Raw genomic sequence first — 17386 nt, forward strand, 5'->3', positions numbered from 1 at the left:
ACCTACTGGATGCGCTTGTCGCTGAGCGACTGGGGCGTGCCGGCGGCGGCCTGTTCGAGGCCGCGCACGATGGCGCGCCGGGCGAGATCGATCTTGAACCCGTTCTCCGACTGGGGCTTCGCCTCGGACACGATGAGGTCGGCCGCCGCCTGGAAGGTTTCGCGGGTGGCGGGCTTGCCTTCCAGTAGGGCCTCGGCCTCCCGGTTGCGCCAGGGCTTGTGGGCGACCCCACCGAGCGCCAGACGCGCGGTCTTCACCGTGTCGCCGTCGAGTTCGAGGGCCGCCGCCACCGAGACCAGCGCGAAGGCGTAGGAGAGCCGGTCGCGCAGCTTCAGGTAAGTGTAGTGCTGCGGGAAGCGGCTGTCCGGCAGATCCACCGCAACGATGATCTCGCCGGGGGCGAGGTTCGTCTCCTTCTCCGGCGTGTCGCCCGGGAGGCGATGGAACTCCGAGAACGGAATCGACCGGTCGCCCTGCGGCCCGCTGACCTGAACGGTCGCCTCAAGGGCGGCCAGCGCGATGCACATGTCGGACGGGTGGGTGGCGATGCAGTGCTCGCTCGTCCCGAAGATCGCGTGGATGCGAGTCATCCCGCCGATGGCCGCGCAGCCGGAGCCGGGCTCGCGCTTGTTGCAGGCGGTGGCCGTGTCGTAAAAATAGTAGCAGCGGGTCCGCTGGAGCAGGTTGCCGCCGGTCGAAGCGGCGTTGCGCAGCTGCGCCGAGGCGCCGGCCAGGATGGCGTTGCGCAGCAGCGGGTAGCGCGCGGTGACGCGGTCGTCGTAGGCGACCTTGGCGTTGGTGGCGAGCGCGCCGATCCGCAGGCCGTTCCCGTGATCCTCGATCTTGTCGAGGGGCAGGCGGGTGATATCGATCAGCCGGGCCGGCTTCTCGACATCGTACTTCATCAGGTCGATCAGGTTGGTGCCGCCGGCGATGAAGCGCGCGCCCGCCCCGAAGGCCTGCACCGCCTCCGCCACCGTGCCGGCGCGGACGTAATCGAAGCGGTTCATCGGGCGCCCCCCTGCATGACGTCCTCAATGGCGTCGACGATGTTGGTGTAGGCGCCGCAGCGGCAGATGTTGCCGCTCATCGCCTCGCGGATCTCGTCCCGGGTGTGGGCGTGGCCCTCGTTCATGAGGCCGACCGACGAGCAGAGCTGGCCCGGGGTGCAGTAGCCGCACTGGAAGGCGTCGTGCTCGATGAACGCCTCCTGGATCGGGTGGAGGGCGTTGCTGCCCGCCCGGTCGCCGAGGCTCGCGAGCCCTTCCACCGTGGTGATCTCGGCCCCGTCCTTCATCACGGCCAGCGTCAGGCAGGAATTCACCCGCGTACCGTTCACCAGCACCGTGCAGGCGCCGCACTGGCCGTGGTCGCAGCCCTTCTTGGTGCCAGTGAGATCGAGTTTTTCGCGCAGGAGATCGAGGAGCGTGGTCCACGGAGCGACCTGTAATTCGCGCCGCTGCCCGTTGATCGTGAGCGTGATGCCGATGGGCGTATCCGCCGACACGGGCGGCTGTGTCTCGAGGCGCATGGGGTGTCCATGGTGTGGGGCGGCGGGTTCTGTCGATAACCGTTCCAATCTGCGCCCGTTCCGAGCGGAGATGCTCGGTCTCGGATCGGACCGCTCAGGTGCCCGTCGCGCCCCTCCGACATTGCCGCCCGCACCCTGCCTCGGCTAACCCTCGTCCTGCGAAAAAATCCTGGAGCCTCCGATGGCCGCGCTCGACGCGATCCTCAACGACATCGACGCCGATCTGGAGAACGCCCTGGAGCGGCTGTTCGCCTTCCTGCGGATCCCGTCGATCTCCACCGACCCGGCCTATGCCGGCCATTGCCGCGAGGCCGCGGCCTGGCTCGCCAACGACCTGACGGCGCTGGGCTTCGAGACCTCCGTCGAGGAGACCTCCCTTCACCCGGTGGTGCTGGCCCACAAGCCCAAGCCCGGCGCGCCGCATGTCCTGTTCTACGGCCATTACGACGTGCAACCGGTCGATCCCCTCGACCTCTGGACGACGCCGCCCTTCGAGCCGCACATCGCTGACGACGGGCAAGGTGGGAAAAAGATCGTCGGGCGCGGCTCCTCCGACGACAAGGGTCAGGTGATGACCTTCGTGGAGGCCTGTCGGGCCCATATCGCCATGAGCGGCGAGCTGCCCTGCGGCGTCACCATCCTGGTCGAGGGCGCCGAGGAGAGCGGCTCGCAGGGCCTGCCCGAATGGGTCGCAGCAAACCGCGACAAGCTCGGCTGCGACGTGGTGCTGGTCTGCGACACCACCATGTGGGACCGCGCCACCCCGGCCATCACGTCCAGCTTGCGCGGCCTCGCGTATTTCGAGGTGAAGGTCACCTGCGCCGACCGCGACCTGCATTCGGGCTTCTTCGGCGGCGCGGCGCGCAACCCGATCCACGTCCTCGCCAAGATCATCGCCGACCTCCACGACGCCGATGGCCGGGTGACCATCCCGGGCTTCTACGAGGGCGTGCATGAGCGCCCGCCGGAGGTTCTGGAACAATGGCGCGGCCTCGGCCTGACGCCGGAGAAGCTGCTTGGACCGATCGGCCTGAAGGAGCCCGCGGGCGAGCGCGGGCGCCTGCCGATCGAGCTGGTGCAGTCGCGCCCCTCCTGCGACGCCAACGGCATCATCGGCGGCTATACCGGCGAGGGCACCAAGACGGTGATTGCCTCCACGGCCTCGGCCAAGATCTCGTTCCGACTCGTGGACGATCAGGACCCGCAGGCGCTGGCGCGGAACTTCGAGGCCTTCGTGCGGGAACGCATCCCGGCGGATTGTTCGGTCGATTTCATCACCTACAAGGGCTCGCGGGCGATCAGCCTGCCCTTCGACATGCCGCAGCTCGGTGCCGCCAAGGCCGCGCTCGCCGAGGAATGGGGCGTGCCGGCCGTCACGGTCGGCGCGGGGGGCTCGATCCCGATCGTCGGCGACTTCAAGCGGATCCTCGGGCGCGACACCCTGCTGATCGGCTTCGGCCTCGACGACGACCGCATCCACTCGCCCAACGAGAAGTACGACCTGACGAGCTTCCACAAGGGCACGCGCTCCTGGGCGCGGATCCTCACGGCGCTGAGCCGGGGCTGATCTCAGCGGGGGGTGGTCGCCCGCATCTTCGCGTCGATCCAGGCCCAGAGGGCCCGAATCTCCTCGGCGGCCGGCCCGCCGGGGGCATATTCGGTAACGCCGAGGCCCGTCGCGAGGGCGTCCTGATGGTCCACCCGGTGGATGATGCCGGGCTCGGCCAGCACCCCCAGCGACCGTAGCTGCGCTGCGTAGGCGTTGGTGCGGGGTGAAGGCGGCGGTGGGCACTGGTTGAGCGCCAGGGCCAGCCGTCCGCGCAGCCCAAGGCCGACGAGCGCCTGGAGCGTCGGGCGGGCCGCCACGATGTCGAGCCGGGACGGCCGCACCGGGAGGAGCACGAAATCGGCCATCTTCAGGGCCGGCGCGAGCCCGGCGGAACTGCCCGCGGTGTCGAGGACGGCGAGCGTGGTGCCTTGGTCGGCAAGGAGACCCAGGATCTCGGGGAGCTGCGCGATCTCCCAGGGCTGGACCCGATCGACCACGACGGAACCGTTCGTTCGCAGGGCGCCCCAACCCGCTAGGGAGCTCTGTGGATCGAGATCGAGCGCGGTCACGCGCTCGCCCGCCTCCGCGGCGGCGACCGCCAGGGATGCGGCCAGCGTCGTCTTGCCGGTGCCGCCCTTCTGGACGGCGACTGCGAGGATCCGCAGCGGCCGGCCCGCCGGTCGAGGCGAAGTCCCGGGCTCGATCCCGGACCCTTCAGGATCCATGTATTCCACCTGTCGACCGCCCGTATTTCCGTCGCACCCCGCGTGCGATCGCCGAACGGCCGCCCCAGTCCGATGGGAAACCGCCGACAGGGCCCGTGTCCCGGACCGGGGTCCTCGACCCGCGACTCGCGCATGCGCGATCCCGCTTGAATGATGGTATTCCGGGCATCATGACGACGGGGCTGTGAACACCTGAGGCCGACGGGCGGCCCTCCGGATCGGATCGGGAGCGTGCAACATAAGCATCCGGATCGAGACCGGAAAAAGACGGATCCCGGCGCGCGCCTGATTTCTTCGCGCCCCGTGACCGGCACCCCCGGCGATCTGTCTGTCGCAGACGCGATACTGATCGGCCTGTAACGTGCATCATGCAAACCGGTCAAGACATTCAATTAATAGATAAACCTGTTTATATTCAAAGATAAAACTATTGAGTATTCCGCATACCAGTCAATAAAAAACTGCAGATGCTGTGTGGAAGATATATTTTTAATCCCGAAAATCAGACGAACGTTTTATTTGGCATATTCACCCGAACGCATTTGTCAGCACGCATGGCGATGGATCACCGTTGCGCCTCGGAGACGGAGGGGCTCTGAATGTCTCCCAGCGATTCGCGGCCGCCAGGGTCGCCCGCATTCCGGCACGCCATGACCGACCTTTCGCACGACCCGGACTTCTTCGCCGTGCTCACCGGCAGCTACGCGCGGCGCCTGGGCGAGCCGCTGGTGCCGGAGGGCGCGGACGCGGCGTGGCTCTACGGGCAGGCACCGTTCGCGGTCCTGGCCCATGACGGCGGCGCGGATCCGTGCTTCGTCTACGCCAACCGGGCCGCGCAAGCCTGTTTCGGATACAGCCGCGCGGAGCTGGTCGGCCTGCCGTCGCGGCTCTCCGCAGAGGCCCCCGAGCGCGCCGAGCGCCAGCGGTTGCTCGACGCCGTGACCCGGGACGGGTTCAGCCGAAACTACCGCGGGCTGCGCATCGCCAAGGACGGGCGCCGCTTCTGGATCGAGCGCGCAGTGGTCTGGCAGCTCGACCGCAACGGCGTGGCGTTCGGCCAAGCCGCAACCTTCTCCGAATGGCGCGACGCGTGACGGGGACGCCCGTCAGGACGCCGCCGCTTGAGTCAGGGCCGCGTGGCGGTACGCGCGCGGGCTCGCGCCGTAGCGGTCGCGGAAGCGGCGGGAAAAATGCGCTTGGTCGGCAAAGCCGCAGCGATAGGCAATTTCGCCGATCTGCAGGGCCAGGCAAGCCGGGTCGGACAGGCGCTGCGCGGCGGCCTCCAATCGGCGCTGCCAGATCCAGGCGGCGACGTTGAGCCCCTCCGCACGGAACAGCGCCTGCAGATGGCGTAGGGACACGGCCACCGCGGCGGCGAGCTGCGCGGGATCGAGGTCGGCGTCGCCGAGATGGGCCGCGACATGGGCCTTGGCGCGCTGGACGATCAGCGTGCCCTGCAGGGCCTTCGGCGTCTCCAGCGCCATGCGCTCGGCCACGCTGGCGATGACCAAGTCGAGGCCCACGCCGACAAGACGGTCGGCCACCTGAGGCGTCAGCTGTCCCGCCAGGCGCGCGAGATTGCACAGGTACGACCGCGCCAGGATCGCGGTCGGCAGGGTGCCCTCCACGGTCAGTCCGGCAAACCGGCGGGTGGCGCCCAGCATGCTTTCCAGCCGCTCGCGCGGGATCTGGATCGCCAGCACCTCGCTGTATCCGGCGTGCTCAATCGTCCAGGGCGTATTGGTGTCGCGGATCGAGAAATCATCTGCCTTATCCGTACTCGATCGATCGTATTGGTCCGCTGATACTGCTCCTTTCAGTACCATGCTCATGAATAAATGATCGGTCTTGTTGTTTTCGTGTCGAAGTGTCTGCGGCGTGGTAATCGCTTTTAAGTTGCTCAACGAAAATTTCGTCAACATCAGATTTCCGATAGTGACGCCCGAGATTGTCGCCTGGAAGGGACCGTCATCCACGCGGTTCTGAACCATCGGGACCAAGCGATTCTCACATACATCCCGCCAATGACGGAATCGGTCCTTCGGCTGTACTTCATCGGTGGAAAATATAGTCTGCATGGCGGCAGCCGTATGGCTCCGCCTGCGGGCGGCCGCAACCAGGAAGCGATTTCAATCGCGCGGATGTGTCCGGCGGGACACGATCAACTGTATGAAGATAGACACACGACTGCTGCATGCTTGGCGCAACCCGAGCAACACCGCCAACGAGCGGTGCCGGCATGCGCAGCGATCCGGCCTTAGGGCCCCTCAGGCCCGCCCTTCCTGCACCGCGTGGCAGGCGACACCGTCGAGCAAGGCCGGCACCTCGGCGCGGCAGCGGTCGTTCGCCAGCGGGCAGCGCGGGTGGAAAGTGCAGCCGGAGGGCGGGTCGATCGGGTTCGGAATCTCGCCGGAGACCGGGACCCGGGCGCGGCCGACATGGGCGAGGTCCGGAACCGCGTCGAGCAACATCCGTGTGTAGGGATGGCGCGGCGTCGCGAACAGGTCCCTGGCGGCGGCGACCTCCACGAGGCGGCCGAGATACATCACACCCACCCGGGTCGCCATGTGGCGGACCACTGCGAGGTTGTGGGAGATGAACAGGTAGGTCAGCCCCAGCTGGTCCTGCAGGTCGCGCATCAGGTTGAGGATCTGCGCCTGCACCGAGACATCGAGCGCCGAGGTCGGCTCATCCCCCACGAGGAACTCGGCCTGGCTCGCCAGGGCCCGGGCGATGGCGACGCGCTGGCGCTGGCCGCCGGAGAACTCATGCGGGTACTTCTTCGCGTCGTCCGCGTGGAGACCGACGAGTCCCAGCAGTTCGCTCACCCGGGCGCGGATCGCCCCCTCCCCCTGGATCAGATCGAAGGCCCGGATCGGCTCGGCGATGATCTTTCCGACCCGCCAGCGCGGGTTCATGGACGCATAGGGGTCCTGGAAGATCATCTGGATGCGCGACCGCAGGCGCCGCCGGGCGGCGGCCTGGCGCGGGTCGGTCATCGAGACGCCGGTGATCGTCACCTCGCCGGCGGAGGGCGGCAGCAGGCCGACCACCATCCGGGCCACCGTCGACTTGCCGGAACCCGACTCGCCGACGATCGCGAAGGTCTCGCCCTTCTCGATGGCGAAGCCGACCCGATCGACCGCGGTGAGGAACTTGCGCGGCTCGCGCTCGATCACCCGGTTGAGCCAGGGTTTCGAGACGTCGAACCGGCGGCGCAGGTCGGTGACTTCGACGTAGGCGCTCACGCCGCTTGCTCCGCTGCATCGTACAGGTGACAGGCGACCCGGCTCGCATCGACCGGGATCGGCTCCGGCCGCTCAACGCGGCAGCGGGCAAAGACCTTCGGGCAACGCGGGTTGAAGGCGCAGCCCTTCGGGATGGCGGTGAGCCGCGGCATCGCGCCGGGGATCTGGCTGAGCCGGTCGGCCTCCTGCGACAGGGTCGGGATCGCGCCCATCAGGCCGACCGCATAGGGATGGTGCGGCTTGGCGATCACCGAGGCGACCGGGCCGATCTCGGCCACGCGCCCGGCATACATCACCGCGACCCGGTCGGCGGCCTCGGCGATCACGCCCATATCGTGGGTCACCAGCATCACCGCGGTGCCGTGCTCGCGGCAGAGGCGCTTCAGCAGCGTGATGATCTGGGCCTGGACCGAGACATCCAAAGCCGTGGTCGGCTCGTCGGCGATGATCAGCTCGGGCTCGGCGGCGAGCGCGAGGGCAATTACCACCCGCTGGCGCATGCCGCCGGAGAACTCGTGCGGGTAGCCGTCGATCCGCCGCTCGGGCGCCGGGATGCCGACCTCGGCCAGGAGGTCGATGGCGCGGGTCCGGGCGGCCTTCGCGGAGAGATTGGTGTGGGTGCGCAGGGTCTCGACGATCTGGTCGCCGACCCGGAATAGCGGGTCGAGCGAGGTCAGCGGATCCTGGAAGATCATGCCGATGCGCCGGCCCCGCACCCGCCGCATCGCCTCGGGGGAGAGATTGTCGATGCGCTCGCCCCGCAGGCGGATCTCGCCGCCGGCGATCCGGCCGGGCCGGTCGATCAGGCCGATCACCGCCGAGCCGGTCACCGACTTGCCGGCCCCGGATTCGCCGACGACGCCCAGAATCTCGCCGCGGCCGATGTCGAACGAGACCCGGTCGATGGCGGTGAGCGGCCCGCGGCGGGTGTCGAAGGCGACCGTCAGGTCGCGCACGGAGAGGATGGTTTCGGTCATGCCTTGGCTGTTCCGGCGTTCGGCCGTCGGACGGCCACCCCCGTCTTTGCGAGCGGAGCGAAGCAATCCAGCGACGCCACGTTCACCGAGATCGCGCTGCCCTGGGTCGCTTCGCTGCGCTCGCGATGACGATGCCCAATCATTGCAGCTTCGGATTGAGCGCGTCACGCAGCCAATCCCCCAGGAGGTTGATGGCGATGACCAGCCCGGCCAGCGCCAGCCCTGGGAAGGCGACGATCCACCACTCGCCGGAGAACAGGAACCGGTTGCCGGTGCGGATCAGGGTGCCCAGCGACGGCATGGTCTCGGGCAGACCTGTCCCTAAGAACGACAGCGTCGCCTCGGTGATGATGGCGAGCGCCAAGTTGATCGTCGCGATGACGAAGACCGGCCCGGTGACGTTCGGCAGGACGTGGCGGACCATGATCACCGGCGGCGACAGGCCGATCAGCCGCGCCGCCTGGACGTAATCCTTGCCCTTCTCGACCATCACGGAGGAGCGCACGGTCCGGGCGTACTGCACCCAGAACGACAGGCCGATCGAGACCACGATCAGCCCGATCAAGGGCCCGACATCCAGCGCGCTGCCAAAACTCGCCTTGGCGACGCCGTCGACCACCAGGGCGATCAGGATCGCCGGGAAAGTGAGCTGCACGTCGGCGACCCGCATGATCAGCGTGTCGACCGCCCCGCCCGCGTAGCCGGCGATCAGGCCGAGCGCGATGCCGAGGATGCCGGAGGTCACCACCCCGAGCACGCCGACGATCAGCGACAGGCGCAGGCCGTAGAGCACCGCCGAGAGCACGTCCCGGCCCTGGTCGTCGGTGCCGAGATAGTAGGGCGCCTGCCCGTCTGCCTGCCAGATCGGAGGCAGGTTGGAGTTGATCAGGTCGAGCTGGGCCGGGTCGTAGGGGTTCTGCGGCGCGATCCACGGCGACGCGAAGGCGAGGCCCACCATCAGGACGGTGGCGATCAGCGCCGCCACAGCCGTCTTCGAGCGCAGGAAATTGGCCAGCAGGTCGGAATCGCGCCAGCGCGCGAGCCGGGAGGGTGGCACCTCGACCAAGGGGACTGGCGGGGCATCACCCGCGTCGATGTCGCGTCCGCTCATGCGTGCGCCCTCACGCCGTCCGTCCGGCGGGCAGCCGCAGGCGCGGGTCCACCACCGTGTAGAGGATGTCGACCACGAGATTGATGGTCACGAAGATCAGCGCGACGAGCAGCAGATACGCGGACATGATCGGGATATCGACGTTCTGCACGGCCTGGACGAAGAGCAGGCCCATGCCGGGCCACTGGAACACCGTCTCGGTGATGATCGAGAAGGCGATGACCGAGCCGAGCTGAAGCCCCGCGATGGTGATCACCGGCACCAGCGTGTTCTTGAGGGCGTGCCGCAGGTGGACGGCGCGGGTGGTGAGCCCCCGCGCCCGGGCGAAGCGGATGTAGTCGGTGCGTAAGACCTCCAGCATCTCGGCACGCACCAGCCGCATGATCAGCGTCATCTGGAACAGGCCGAGGGTCACCGAGGGCAGGATCAGCGCCTTGAGCCCGGAGGCGGTCAGGAAGCCGGTGGTCCACCAGCCGAGCCGCACCGTGTCGCCCCGCCCGTAGGAGGGCAGCCAGCCGAGCGTCACCGAGAACAGGTAGATCAGCAGGATGCCGATCAGGAAGGTCGGCAGACTGATCCCGATCAGCGAGACCGCCTGGAACAGCCCGGCGAGCCAGGAGTCGCGGAAGAGCGCGCAGTACACCCCCATCAGGATCCCCACCACCAGGGCGAAGACCGTGGCGCAGAAGGCGAGCTCCAGCGTCGCCGGCATGCGCTCGGCCAAGAGCTGCGAGACCGGCTGCCGGAACTGGTACGAGATGCCGAACCGGCCCCGCACCACGTTGCCGGCGTAGCGGACGAACTGGACCAGCACCGGGTCGTCGAGGCCCAGATCCGTCCGGATCTGAGCCCGCTCGGCCACGGTGGTGTCGGGCCCGACGATCTGGTTCACGGGATCGCCCGCGAACCGGAACATCGCGAAGGCGATGAGCCCGACGACCGCGAGGACCGCGGCCGCCTGGATCACCCGGCGCAGGAGGAAGGCGAGCACGCCTCAGCCTCCTACGACGGGTCCTTCGACACCCAGTAGAGCAGCAGCAGGTTGTCGGCCCGCTGGGTCAGGTGGACCTTCTTGGAGACGCCCCAGGCGAGCGCCTGCTGGTGCAGCGGGATGTAGCCCCAATCGGCGTTGAGGACGTCGAAGCCGTCCTTGATCAGGGCGTCGCGCTTGGTCTTGTCGGTCTCGGATTCGACCTTGTCGGCGATCTCGTCGATCTTCGGATCGCAATAGCCCGCGAGGTTCCAGCCGCCGCGGCCCGACTTGTCGCCGGGCTTCCGGCAGCCGACGATCTCGTAGAGGATGTTGTGGCTGTCGAGGGACGACGGGGTCCAGCCGAGCAGGTAGAACGAGGTGTCGTAGTTCGGCGCCAGCACCTTGGCGAAGTACTTGGCCTTCGGCTGGGCGTTGAGGTTCACCTTGACGTTGATGCGCGCCAGCATCGAGACCACCGCCTGGCAGATCGCCTCGTCGTTGACGTAGCGGTCGTTCGGGCAATCCATGGTGAGCGAGAACCCGTCCGGGTAGCCGGCCTGGGCCATCAGTTCCTTGGCCTTCTTGAGGTCGGTGGCCGGGCGCTTGAACTCGGCGGCGCGGTCGTAGAGGGCCGGGGCGATCATCAGCGCGGAGGGCACCGCCTGCCCGCGCATCACGCGCTTGGCGATCGTGTCCTCGTCGATGGCGAGGTAGAAGGCCTCGCGCACCTTGATGTCCTTGAATGGGTTCTTGCCCTTGACGCTCGAATCCTTCAGCTCGTCCCGGTCCTGGTCCATGCCCAGGAAGATCGTGCGCAGCTCGGGGCCCGCCATCACAGTGGCGGTGCCGCTGGCATTGACCCGCTGCTGGTCCTGCAGCGGCACGGGGTCGATCCAGTCGACCTCGCCGGAAAGCAGCGCCGCGACCCGGGTCGCCGGGTTGGCGATGGTGGTGAGGATCGCCTCGTCGAGGTTCGACTCGACCTTGCCCCAGTAGCCGTCGAACTTCTTGAACACGGTCTTCACGCCGGGCTGGTGCTCGGCGATCACGAACGGGCCGGTGCCGTTCTCATGCAGGGTGGCGTAGCTGGGGCTCGTGGCGCTGGGCGGCGTCGGCTGCACGACGCCGTTCTTCTCGGACCATGCCTTCGACATGATCACCCAGGTCGGGAACTGGGCGATGGCGATGGGGTTCGGCTTCTTCAGCACCATGTCGACGGTGTAGTCATCGACCTTCACGAACTCGGCGTCGGCGGGCACGTTGGTGGTGAAGTTCGAGCCCGGGGCGCGGACGCGCTGGGCGGAGAAGATCACGTCGTCGGCGGTGAAGGGCGAGCCGTCGTGGAACTTGACGTTCTTGCGCAGATGGAAGCGCCAGCGGGTCGGCTCGGGCGTCTCCCAGGATTCCGCCAGCGCCGGCGCGAATTTCAGGTTCTTATCGAGGGTGACGAGGGGCTCGTAGGCGGCCTCCTGCATCCCCTCCGTGAAGCTCTCCTTGAGGGAGTACGGATCGAGGGATTTCAGATCACCCTGGAAGGCGAAGCGGAAGACGTTGGCGGCCTGCGCGGGCAGCGCGGCGAAGGCAAACGTCGCGACCGCGACCGCGGACACGCCGCGGGCGAGGGTCTTCAGGGCAGAACGGGACAATCGGATCTCCGGAACCGTGAAAGTTGAGCGCAGGCCGTCCCGCGGAAGCGGTGGTTGAGGCTTAGACCGGCCACCGCGCGTCGGCAAACCAACAGCGCGCGGCGCCCACAGTAAGGTTCGGACCAGGGGAGTGGTTGAGGGGCCGATCTCGGCGGTATCGGAGGCTGTTCGGGGATTTTCGACCGAGGATTAGGCGCGAAGCTGCGTGCGCATCCCCCTCTCCCCGCGCGCGGGGAGAGGCCCGCAGGCACCCTGTTGTGCCTGCGGGAAGCGGAGGCGAGGCCGGAGCGGCGGTGAGGGGGCGATTCCGGAAGAGTCTCGTCCTGAACGGCCCCCTCACCTTCGGCTGCCGCCTCGCCGCGCTCCCCGACGAGGGGGAGACGCGGCCCTCTCCCCGCAAGCGGGGCGAGGGGAACCTAGCTGCGCGCCAGCAGCCTCACTCCGCCGCCACCCGCGCCGGCTCGGGCCGCACCTCGGCCTCCGCCGCCTCGCCCTCCGCCACGGCCTTCCGCCGGAACAGGCGCATCACCACGACGAAGAACACCGGCACGAAGAACACCGCCAGCACGGTCGCGGTGATCATGCCGCCCATCACGCCGGTGCCGATCGCCTGCTGGCTCTTCGAGGCGGCGCCGGTGGCGATGGCGAGCGGCACCACGCCGAAGATGAAGGCCAGTGACGTCATCACGATCGGCCGGAACCGGAGCGTCGCCGCCTCGACCGCGGCCCGCACCACCGAGGTCCCGGGCTTCCAGAGGTCCTTGGCGAATTCCACGATCAGGATCGCGTTCTTGGCCGAAAGGCCGATGATCGTGATCAGCCCGATCTTGAAGTACACGTCGTTGGGCATGCCGCGCAGATACACGGCCGCCAACGCGCCGATCACGCCAAGCGGGATGACCAGCATCACCGACACGGGAATGGCCCAGCTCTCGTAGAGCGCGGCGAGGCACAGGAACACGATCACCACCGAGAGCGCCAGCAGCAGGGTCGCCTGGCTCCCAGCCTGCTTCTCCTGGAAGGACTGGCCGGTCCAGGCGTAGCCAAAACCCTTGGGCAGTTGGAGCATCAGCCGCTCCATCTCGGCGATCGCGTCGCCCGACGTGTAGCCGGGGTTCGGCTCGCCGGTAAAGCGCACCGACTGGTAGCCGTTGTAGCCGACGATCTGGCTCGGCCCCATGCCCCATTTCAACTCCGCGAAGGACGACATCGGCACCATCGTGCCCGTGGCGTTCTTCACCGCGTAGTTGAGGATGTCCGACGCGTTCATGCGCTGGAGCTGCTCGGCCTGGACGTAGACCCGCTGCATCTTGCCCCGGTTGGGGAAGTCGTTCGGGTAGACCGAGCCGAGGTTGAGCTGGATCGTGGCGTTGATGTCCTCGAACTTCACGCCCAAGGCCGCCGCCTTCTCGCGGTCGATCACCAGCTCCGCCTGCGGGGTCGGTGGCAGGCCCTCGATCTTCACCTTCTGGAGGATCGGGCTCTGCGAGGCGAGCTTGAGGAGCTGCTCCTGGGCCGAGAGCAGGGCCGCGTAGCCGCGGTTCGCCCGGTCCTGCAGGCGGAACGAGAAGCCCGCCGCATTGCCGAGGTTGTCCACCGGCGGCGGCTCCTGGGCGTCCACGGTGGCGTCGCGGTAGCTCGCAAGCGCCGCGTTGGTGCCGGCCACGAGGGCGGCGGCCGAGTTCTTGGCGTCGCGCTCCGACCAGGGCTTCAGGGTGACGAAGGCCTGGCTGGTGCTCGGCGCCTGACCGGAGAACGAGTAGCCGTTCAGCATCGTCACGGTGGCGACGCCGGGCTGCGCCAGCAGGTACTCCTCGACCTTGCGGACCGCCTCCTGGGTGCGGTTGTAGGAGGCGCCGGGCGGGGTCTGGATGTCCACGGTGAAGAAGCCCTGATCCTCAACCGGCAGGAAGCCCTCCGGCAGGTTGACGAAGGCGTAGGCGGTCCCCGCCACCAGCGCGAGGTAGACCAGCATCACCCGGCCGGACTTGCGGATGAACGCTGCGGTGCCGCGACCGTAGCGGGCGGTCTCCCGGTCGACGAACCGGTTGAACATCCCGAACACGCCGCCCTTGGCATGGCCGTGGCCCTTGGCGACCGGCTTCAGGAAGGTGGCGCAGAGCGCCGGCGTCAGCGACAGGGCGAGCAGCGCCGAGAACGCGATGGAGGTCACCATCGCGATCGAGAACTGGCGGTAGATGATGCCGACCGAGCCGGGGAAGAACGCCATCGGCACGAACACCGCCATCAGCACCAGGGTGATGCCGATGATCGCGCCGGTGATCTGCCCCATGGCCTTCTTGGTGGCCTCCTTGGGGGGCAGCCCCTCCTCGTTCATGATCCGCTCGACGTTCTCCACCACCACGATGGCGTCGTCGACCAGGATGCCGATGGCCAGCACCATGCCGAACATGGTGAGCACGTTCACCGAGAAGCCCGAAAGCCACATCACCGTGACGGTGCCCATCAGGGCGATCGGCACCACGATGGTGGGGATCAGGGTGTAGCGGATGTTCTGCAGGAACAGGAACATCACGAGGAAGACCAGCACCACCGCCTCGACCAGCGTGTGCAGCACCTTCTCGATCGAGGCCTCGACCGCCGGGGTGATATCGTAGGGGATGTCCCACTTCAGGTCCGGCGGGAAGAACTGGGACAGCTCCACCATCTTGGCGCGGATCGCCTTGGCGGTCTCCAGCGCGTTGCCGTCGGGGGCGAGCGTCACCGAGATGCCGGCGGCCGGGCCGCCGTTGAGGCGCGTGGAGAACTGGTAGGCGTCGCCGCCGAGCTCGATCCGGGCGACGTCGCGCAGGCGCACGTTCGAGCCGTCGGAATTGGCCCGCAGCACGATGGCGCCGAATTCCTCGATCGTGCCGAGCTGGCCCTTCACGATGATCGGCATGGTCAGCGCCGTCCGGGTCGGGCTCGGCTGCGCGCCGACCGCCCCGGAGGCGACCTGGACGTTCTGGTTGCGGATCGCCTCGGTGACCTCCGAGGCGTTGAGCGAGAGCCCGCGCAGCTTGTCGGGATCGACCCAGACCCGGAGCGACCGCTCGGTCGAGTAGAGGGTCGCGCGGCCGACGCCGGGGATGCGGCGGATCTCGTTGATGACGTTGCGGATGAGGAAGTCGCCCAAGCCCACCTCGTCCATCGACCCGTCCTTGGAGACGAGGGTGATGATGTTGAGGGTCGCGGCCGAGGCCTCCTCCACGAGGATGCCGTTCTGGCGCACCTCTACGGGCAGGCGCGCCTCCACGCGCTTCAGGCGGTTCTGCACCTCCACGGAAGCGAGCGACGAGTCGGTGCCGGGTTGGAAGGTGGCGGTGATGTTGACCGAGCCGAACGAGTCGGTGGTCGACTCGAAGTTCATGATATTGGCGGCCCCGTTCAGCTCATCCTCGATGAGCCGGGTCGTGCCGACGTAGAGGCTCTCCACGGAGGCGCCGGGATAGGCCGTAGACAGGGCGATCTGCGGCGGGGCGATCACCGGGTACTGCGCCACCGGCAGGTTCGGGATGGCGAGCGCGCCGCCGAGGCAGATGAACAGGGCCACCACCCAGGCGAAGACCGGGCGGTCGATGAAGAAGCGGGCCATGGTCGGGCTCTCCCGGGCTCAGTGGCGCTGCTGGGCGGCAGCGGCGCGCGGGGCGACCTCCGCCTTACCGCCGGAACTCTGGTCGCCGGGGACCTCGGCGGCCTCGTCGGCATCGTGCTTCGGCCCGGTCTCGCCGTGGACCGGGGTCTGGTCGAGGGGCTTCACCTTGATGCCCGCGGTGATCTTCTGGAAGCCGTCGGTCACGACGCGCTGGCCGGCCTTGAGGCCGGAGCGGATGAGCCAATTCTGGCCGACCACCGGCCCGACCTCGACGGGCTGGCGCATGACGGTCTCGTCGGCGCGCACCACCCAGACCTCGGCGCGTCCGTCATCGGTGCGCTGGATCGCCTGCTGCGGCACCGCGATCGCGTCGGAATCGATGCCCTGCTTGATCCGCGCCCGGACATACATGCCGGGAAACAGCTCGTCGTGCGGGTTCGGGAACTGCACGCGCAGGGTCACCTGCCCGGTGCTCGGATCGGCGGTGACGTCCGAGAACAGCAGGCGCCCGGCCAGCGGGTAGAGGGAATTGTCGTCCATGATCAGGTGGACGTTGGCGGTGTTGTCCTCCAGCCGCGCGAGCTCGCCGCTGGCGAGGTCCCGGCGCAGGCGGTTCAATTCGCCCACCGACTGGGTGATGTCGACGTAGATCGGGTCGAGCTGCTGGATCGTGGCCAGCGCCCCCATGGAGCCCGGCTCGATCAGCGTACCCTCGGTGAGCAGCGCCCGGCCGATGCGGCCGGTGATCGGCGCGCGCACGTCGGTCCAGTCGAGGTTGAGCTGCGCCTTCTGGCGGCTCGCCTTGGCGCCCGCCACCTCGGCCTCGGCCTGCTTCTTGGCCGCGTAGGCCGCGTCGTACTGGGCCTGGCTCGCGGTGGCGCGGGAGAGGAGCTGTTCGAGCCGGTCGGCCTGCTGGCGGGCGAGCACGAGCGCCGCCTCCTGGCGGGCCAACGACGCCTCGGCGCTGGCAAGCTCGACCTCGTAGGGCGCCGGGTCGATCTTGTAGAGGATGTCGCCTTCCTTGACCTGACTGCCCTGCTCGAACAGCCGCTTCACCACGAGGCCGGAGACCCGGGAGCGCACCTCGGCGATGCGCATCGGCGCGACGCGGCCCGGCAGATCGCGCACATACGGGATCGCCTGGGGCTCCACGGTGACGAAGCCGACCTCGGGCACGGGCGGCGTCGGCGCGGCAACCTGCTTCGGGTTGCAGGCCGCAAGGCCGACGAGCAGCAGGGCCGCGGGCAGGATCGCCGGGACGCGGCGGGGGGATGGGATTCGGGCAGGCAAATTGCGGGTCACGAGTACCGACGCTCCTGAAAACATGCGTCTGCTGAGGCTGGCGCGGCGCATGGGCCCGCGCATCGACGAGGCGATCCGGGGACCGATCCGCGACCGGTCAATGGATCAGGACAGGCACACCCTCGCCGGCCATCGGGCCGGGGCGTGCGTCAGGCCAGTCGTGGAGGCCGGTGCAGCAGGCCGTCCGGCGCGGAGGCCGGCATGACATCGGAGCTGTAGTCGAACGATGCGGAGAGAGTGTGACGAGGCCGCGGCGCCTCAACCGGCGGTCGTGGCAGACCCAGCTCGGTGAGGATCTCGCTGTCGGCAGCGCAGAGGTCGGTGCGGCCGAGAGCCGAACGCCCGGTCTCAGACTGCGTATCCGGCGTCCCCGACAGGACCGCCATCCGGGCGCCCGCGACGGTACAGGCCGGCCCCTCCACCCGCGCGGCCTCGGCCGGCGCAGGCATGGCGATCACGGCCGCCGTCGCGAGGACGAGCAGCGCCAGCACGGCAAGGCCCCGGGCGAGGCGGTCCGGCGAACCCGCGACGCGGCGGGCCAGAAGGGCGACGGATCGGATCACGAACCTGAGATAAGCACGGCCGTCGCCGGGTTCAATCACCCGTGACGTCGCGCCGATCGGCCCCTGTGGCATGAACGCAACGGCCACGCCCGGAAGCACCCTCCCCGGCGACCCGGCCTCAACCTTGCCGCGAAGTCGGGGCCGGGTCGGCGCAGAACTGTGCGGC

14 protein-coding genes are annotated in these 17386 nt (G+C 68.5%); 2 read left to right on the plus strand and 12 right to left on the minus strand.

From position 1 onward, the window contains the following. Positions 1–2 precede the first annotated feature (2 nt). Together BLQ49_RS18515 and BLQ49_RS18520 are read right to left on the minus strand one after the other, a co-directional pair. On the minus strand, positions 3–1010 hold the full coding sequence (locus BLQ49_RS18515) for an FAD binding domain-containing protein (RefSeq protein WP_091718305.1): 1008 nt from the start codon (positions 1008–1010) through the stop codon (positions 3–5). Continuing rightward, on the minus strand, positions 1007–1531 hold the full coding sequence (locus BLQ49_RS18520; protein WP_091718307.1) for a (2Fe-2S)-binding protein: 525 nt from the start codon (positions 1529–1531) through the stop codon (positions 1007–1009). Before BLQ49_RS18520 ends, BLQ49_RS18515 begins: the two co-directional genes overlap by 4 nt. A gap of 181 nt (positions 1532–1712) precedes the next feature. On the opposite strand from BLQ49_RS18520, the gene BLQ49_RS18525 reads away from it, so the two are divergent. Then, positions 1713–3098: a M20/M25/M40 family metallo-hydrolase gene (locus BLQ49_RS18525; protein WP_091718309.1), complete on the plus strand. Its 1386-nt coding sequence runs from the start codon at positions 1713–1715 to the stop codon at positions 3096–3098. Between the two features lie 2 nt (positions 3099–3100). Here BLQ49_RS18525 and BLQ49_RS18530 read toward each other — a convergent pair whose 3' ends face one another. Continuing rightward, positions 3101–3805 (minus strand): ParA family protein, encoded by a 705-nt coding sequence (locus BLQ49_RS18530; RefSeq protein WP_091718311.1) that lies wholly within the window; start codon positions 3803–3805, stop codon positions 3101–3103. A 650-nt stretch (positions 3806–4455) separates the two neighbouring features. Here BLQ49_RS18530 and BLQ49_RS18535 point away from each other — a divergent pair. Then, the gene (locus tag BLQ49_RS18535; RefSeq protein WP_091718313.1) at positions 4456–4899 is read left to right on the plus strand and encodes an MEKHLA domain-containing protein; all 444 of its coding nucleotides are present in this window, start codon (positions 4456–4458) and stop codon (positions 4897–4899) included. A 12-nt stretch (positions 4900–4911) separates the two neighbouring features. Here BLQ49_RS18535 and BLQ49_RS18540 read toward each other — a convergent pair whose 3' ends face one another. The 9 genes from BLQ49_RS18540 to BLQ49_RS18585 form a co-directional block, all read right to left on the minus strand. Continuing rightward, positions 4912–5883, minus strand: a complete 972-nt coding sequence (locus BLQ49_RS18540; protein ID WP_091718315.1) for a helix-turn-helix domain-containing protein — start codon at positions 5881–5883, stop codon at positions 4912–4914. Between the two features lie 189 nt (positions 5884–6072). After that, entirely contained in the window at positions 6073–7053 is a 981-nt protein-coding gene (locus BLQ49_RS18545) for an ABC transporter ATP-binding protein (protein ID WP_091718317.1), read from the minus strand. Beyond that, entirely contained in the window at positions 7050–8030 is a 981-nt protein-coding gene (locus BLQ49_RS18550; RefSeq protein ID WP_091718320.1) for an ABC transporter ATP-binding protein, read from the minus strand. Before BLQ49_RS18550 ends, BLQ49_RS18545 begins: the two co-directional genes overlap by 4 nt. A gap of 139 nt (positions 8031–8169) precedes the next feature. After that, the gene (locus BLQ49_RS18555) at positions 8170–9141 is read right to left on the minus strand and encodes an ABC transporter permease (RefSeq protein WP_091718322.1); all 972 of its coding nucleotides are present in this window, start codon (positions 9139–9141) and stop codon (positions 8170–8172) included. Positions 9142–9151: 10 nt separating this feature from the next. Further along, a complete protein-coding gene (locus BLQ49_RS18560; RefSeq protein ID WP_091718325.1) occupies positions 9152–10132 on the minus strand; it encodes an ABC transporter permease in 981 nt (326 codons plus the stop codon). An 11-nt stretch (positions 10133–10143) separates the two neighbouring features. Then, positions 10144–11760 carry an ABC transporter substrate-binding protein gene (locus BLQ49_RS18565; RefSeq protein ID WP_091718327.1) on the minus strand — a complete coding sequence of 539 codons (1617 nt, stop codon included), beginning with the start codon at positions 11758–11760 and terminating at the stop codon, positions 10144–10146. A 436-nt stretch (positions 11761–12196) separates the two neighbouring features. Continuing rightward, positions 12197–15355 carry an efflux RND transporter permease subunit gene (locus tag BLQ49_RS18575; RefSeq protein ID WP_091718329.1) on the minus strand — a complete coding sequence of 1053 codons (3159 nt, stop codon included), beginning with the start codon at positions 15353–15355 and terminating at the stop codon, positions 12197–12199. Positions 15356–15373: 18 nt separating this feature from the next. Beyond that, positions 15374–16657, minus strand: a complete 1284-nt coding sequence (locus BLQ49_RS18580) for an efflux RND transporter periplasmic adaptor subunit (RefSeq protein WP_425284013.1) — start codon at positions 16655–16657, stop codon at positions 15374–15376. A gap of 149 nt (positions 16658–16806) precedes the next feature. After that, complete coding sequence (locus BLQ49_RS18585) at positions 16807–17307, minus strand: hypothetical protein (RefSeq protein WP_244507666.1); 501 nt, start codon at positions 17305–17307, stop codon at positions 16807–16809. Positions 17308–17386: the final 79 nt, after the last annotated feature.

Origin of the sequence: Methylobacterium phyllostachyos (assembly GCF_900103445.1) — a bacterium.
Classification (GTDB): domain Bacteria; phylum Pseudomonadota; class Alphaproteobacteria; order Rhizobiales; family Beijerinckiaceae; genus Methylobacterium; species Methylobacterium phyllostachyos.

Bases quoted from the DNA above. Each gene is read 5' to 3' on its own strand.
- BLQ49_RS18515 (WP_091718305.1), bottom strand. From the start codon at position 1,010: ATGAACCGCTTCGATTACGTCCGCGCCGGCACGGTGGCGGAGGCGGTG.
- BLQ49_RS18520 (WP_091718307.1), bottom strand. From the start codon at position 1,531: ATGCGCCTCGAGACACAGCCGCCCGTGTCGGCGGATACGCCCATCGGC.
- BLQ49_RS18525 (WP_091718309.1), top strand. From the start codon at position 1,713: ATGGCCGCGCTCGACGCGATCCTCAACGACATCGACGCCGATCTGGAG.
- BLQ49_RS18530 (WP_091718311.1), bottom strand. From the start codon at position 3,805: ATGGATCCTGAAGGGTCCGGGATCGAGCCCGGGACTTCGCCTCGACCG.
- BLQ49_RS18535 (WP_091718313.1), top strand. From the start codon at position 4,456: ATGACCGACCTTTCGCACGACCCGGACTTCTTCGCCGTGCTCACCGGC.
- BLQ49_RS18540 (WP_091718315.1), bottom strand. From the start codon at position 5,883: ATGCAGACTATATTTTCCACCGATGAAGTACAGCCGAAGGACCGATTC.
- BLQ49_RS18550 (WP_091718320.1), bottom strand. From the start codon at position 8,030: ATGACCGAAACCATCCTCTCCGTGCGCGACCTGACGGTCGCCTTCGAC.
- BLQ49_RS18555 (WP_091718322.1), bottom strand. From the start codon at position 9,141: ATGAGCGGACGCGACATCGACGCGGGTGATGCCCCGCCAGTCCCCTTG.
- BLQ49_RS18575 (WP_091718329.1), bottom strand. From the start codon at position 15,355: ATGGCCCGCTTCTTCATCGACCGCCCGGTCTTCGCCTGGGTGGTGGCC.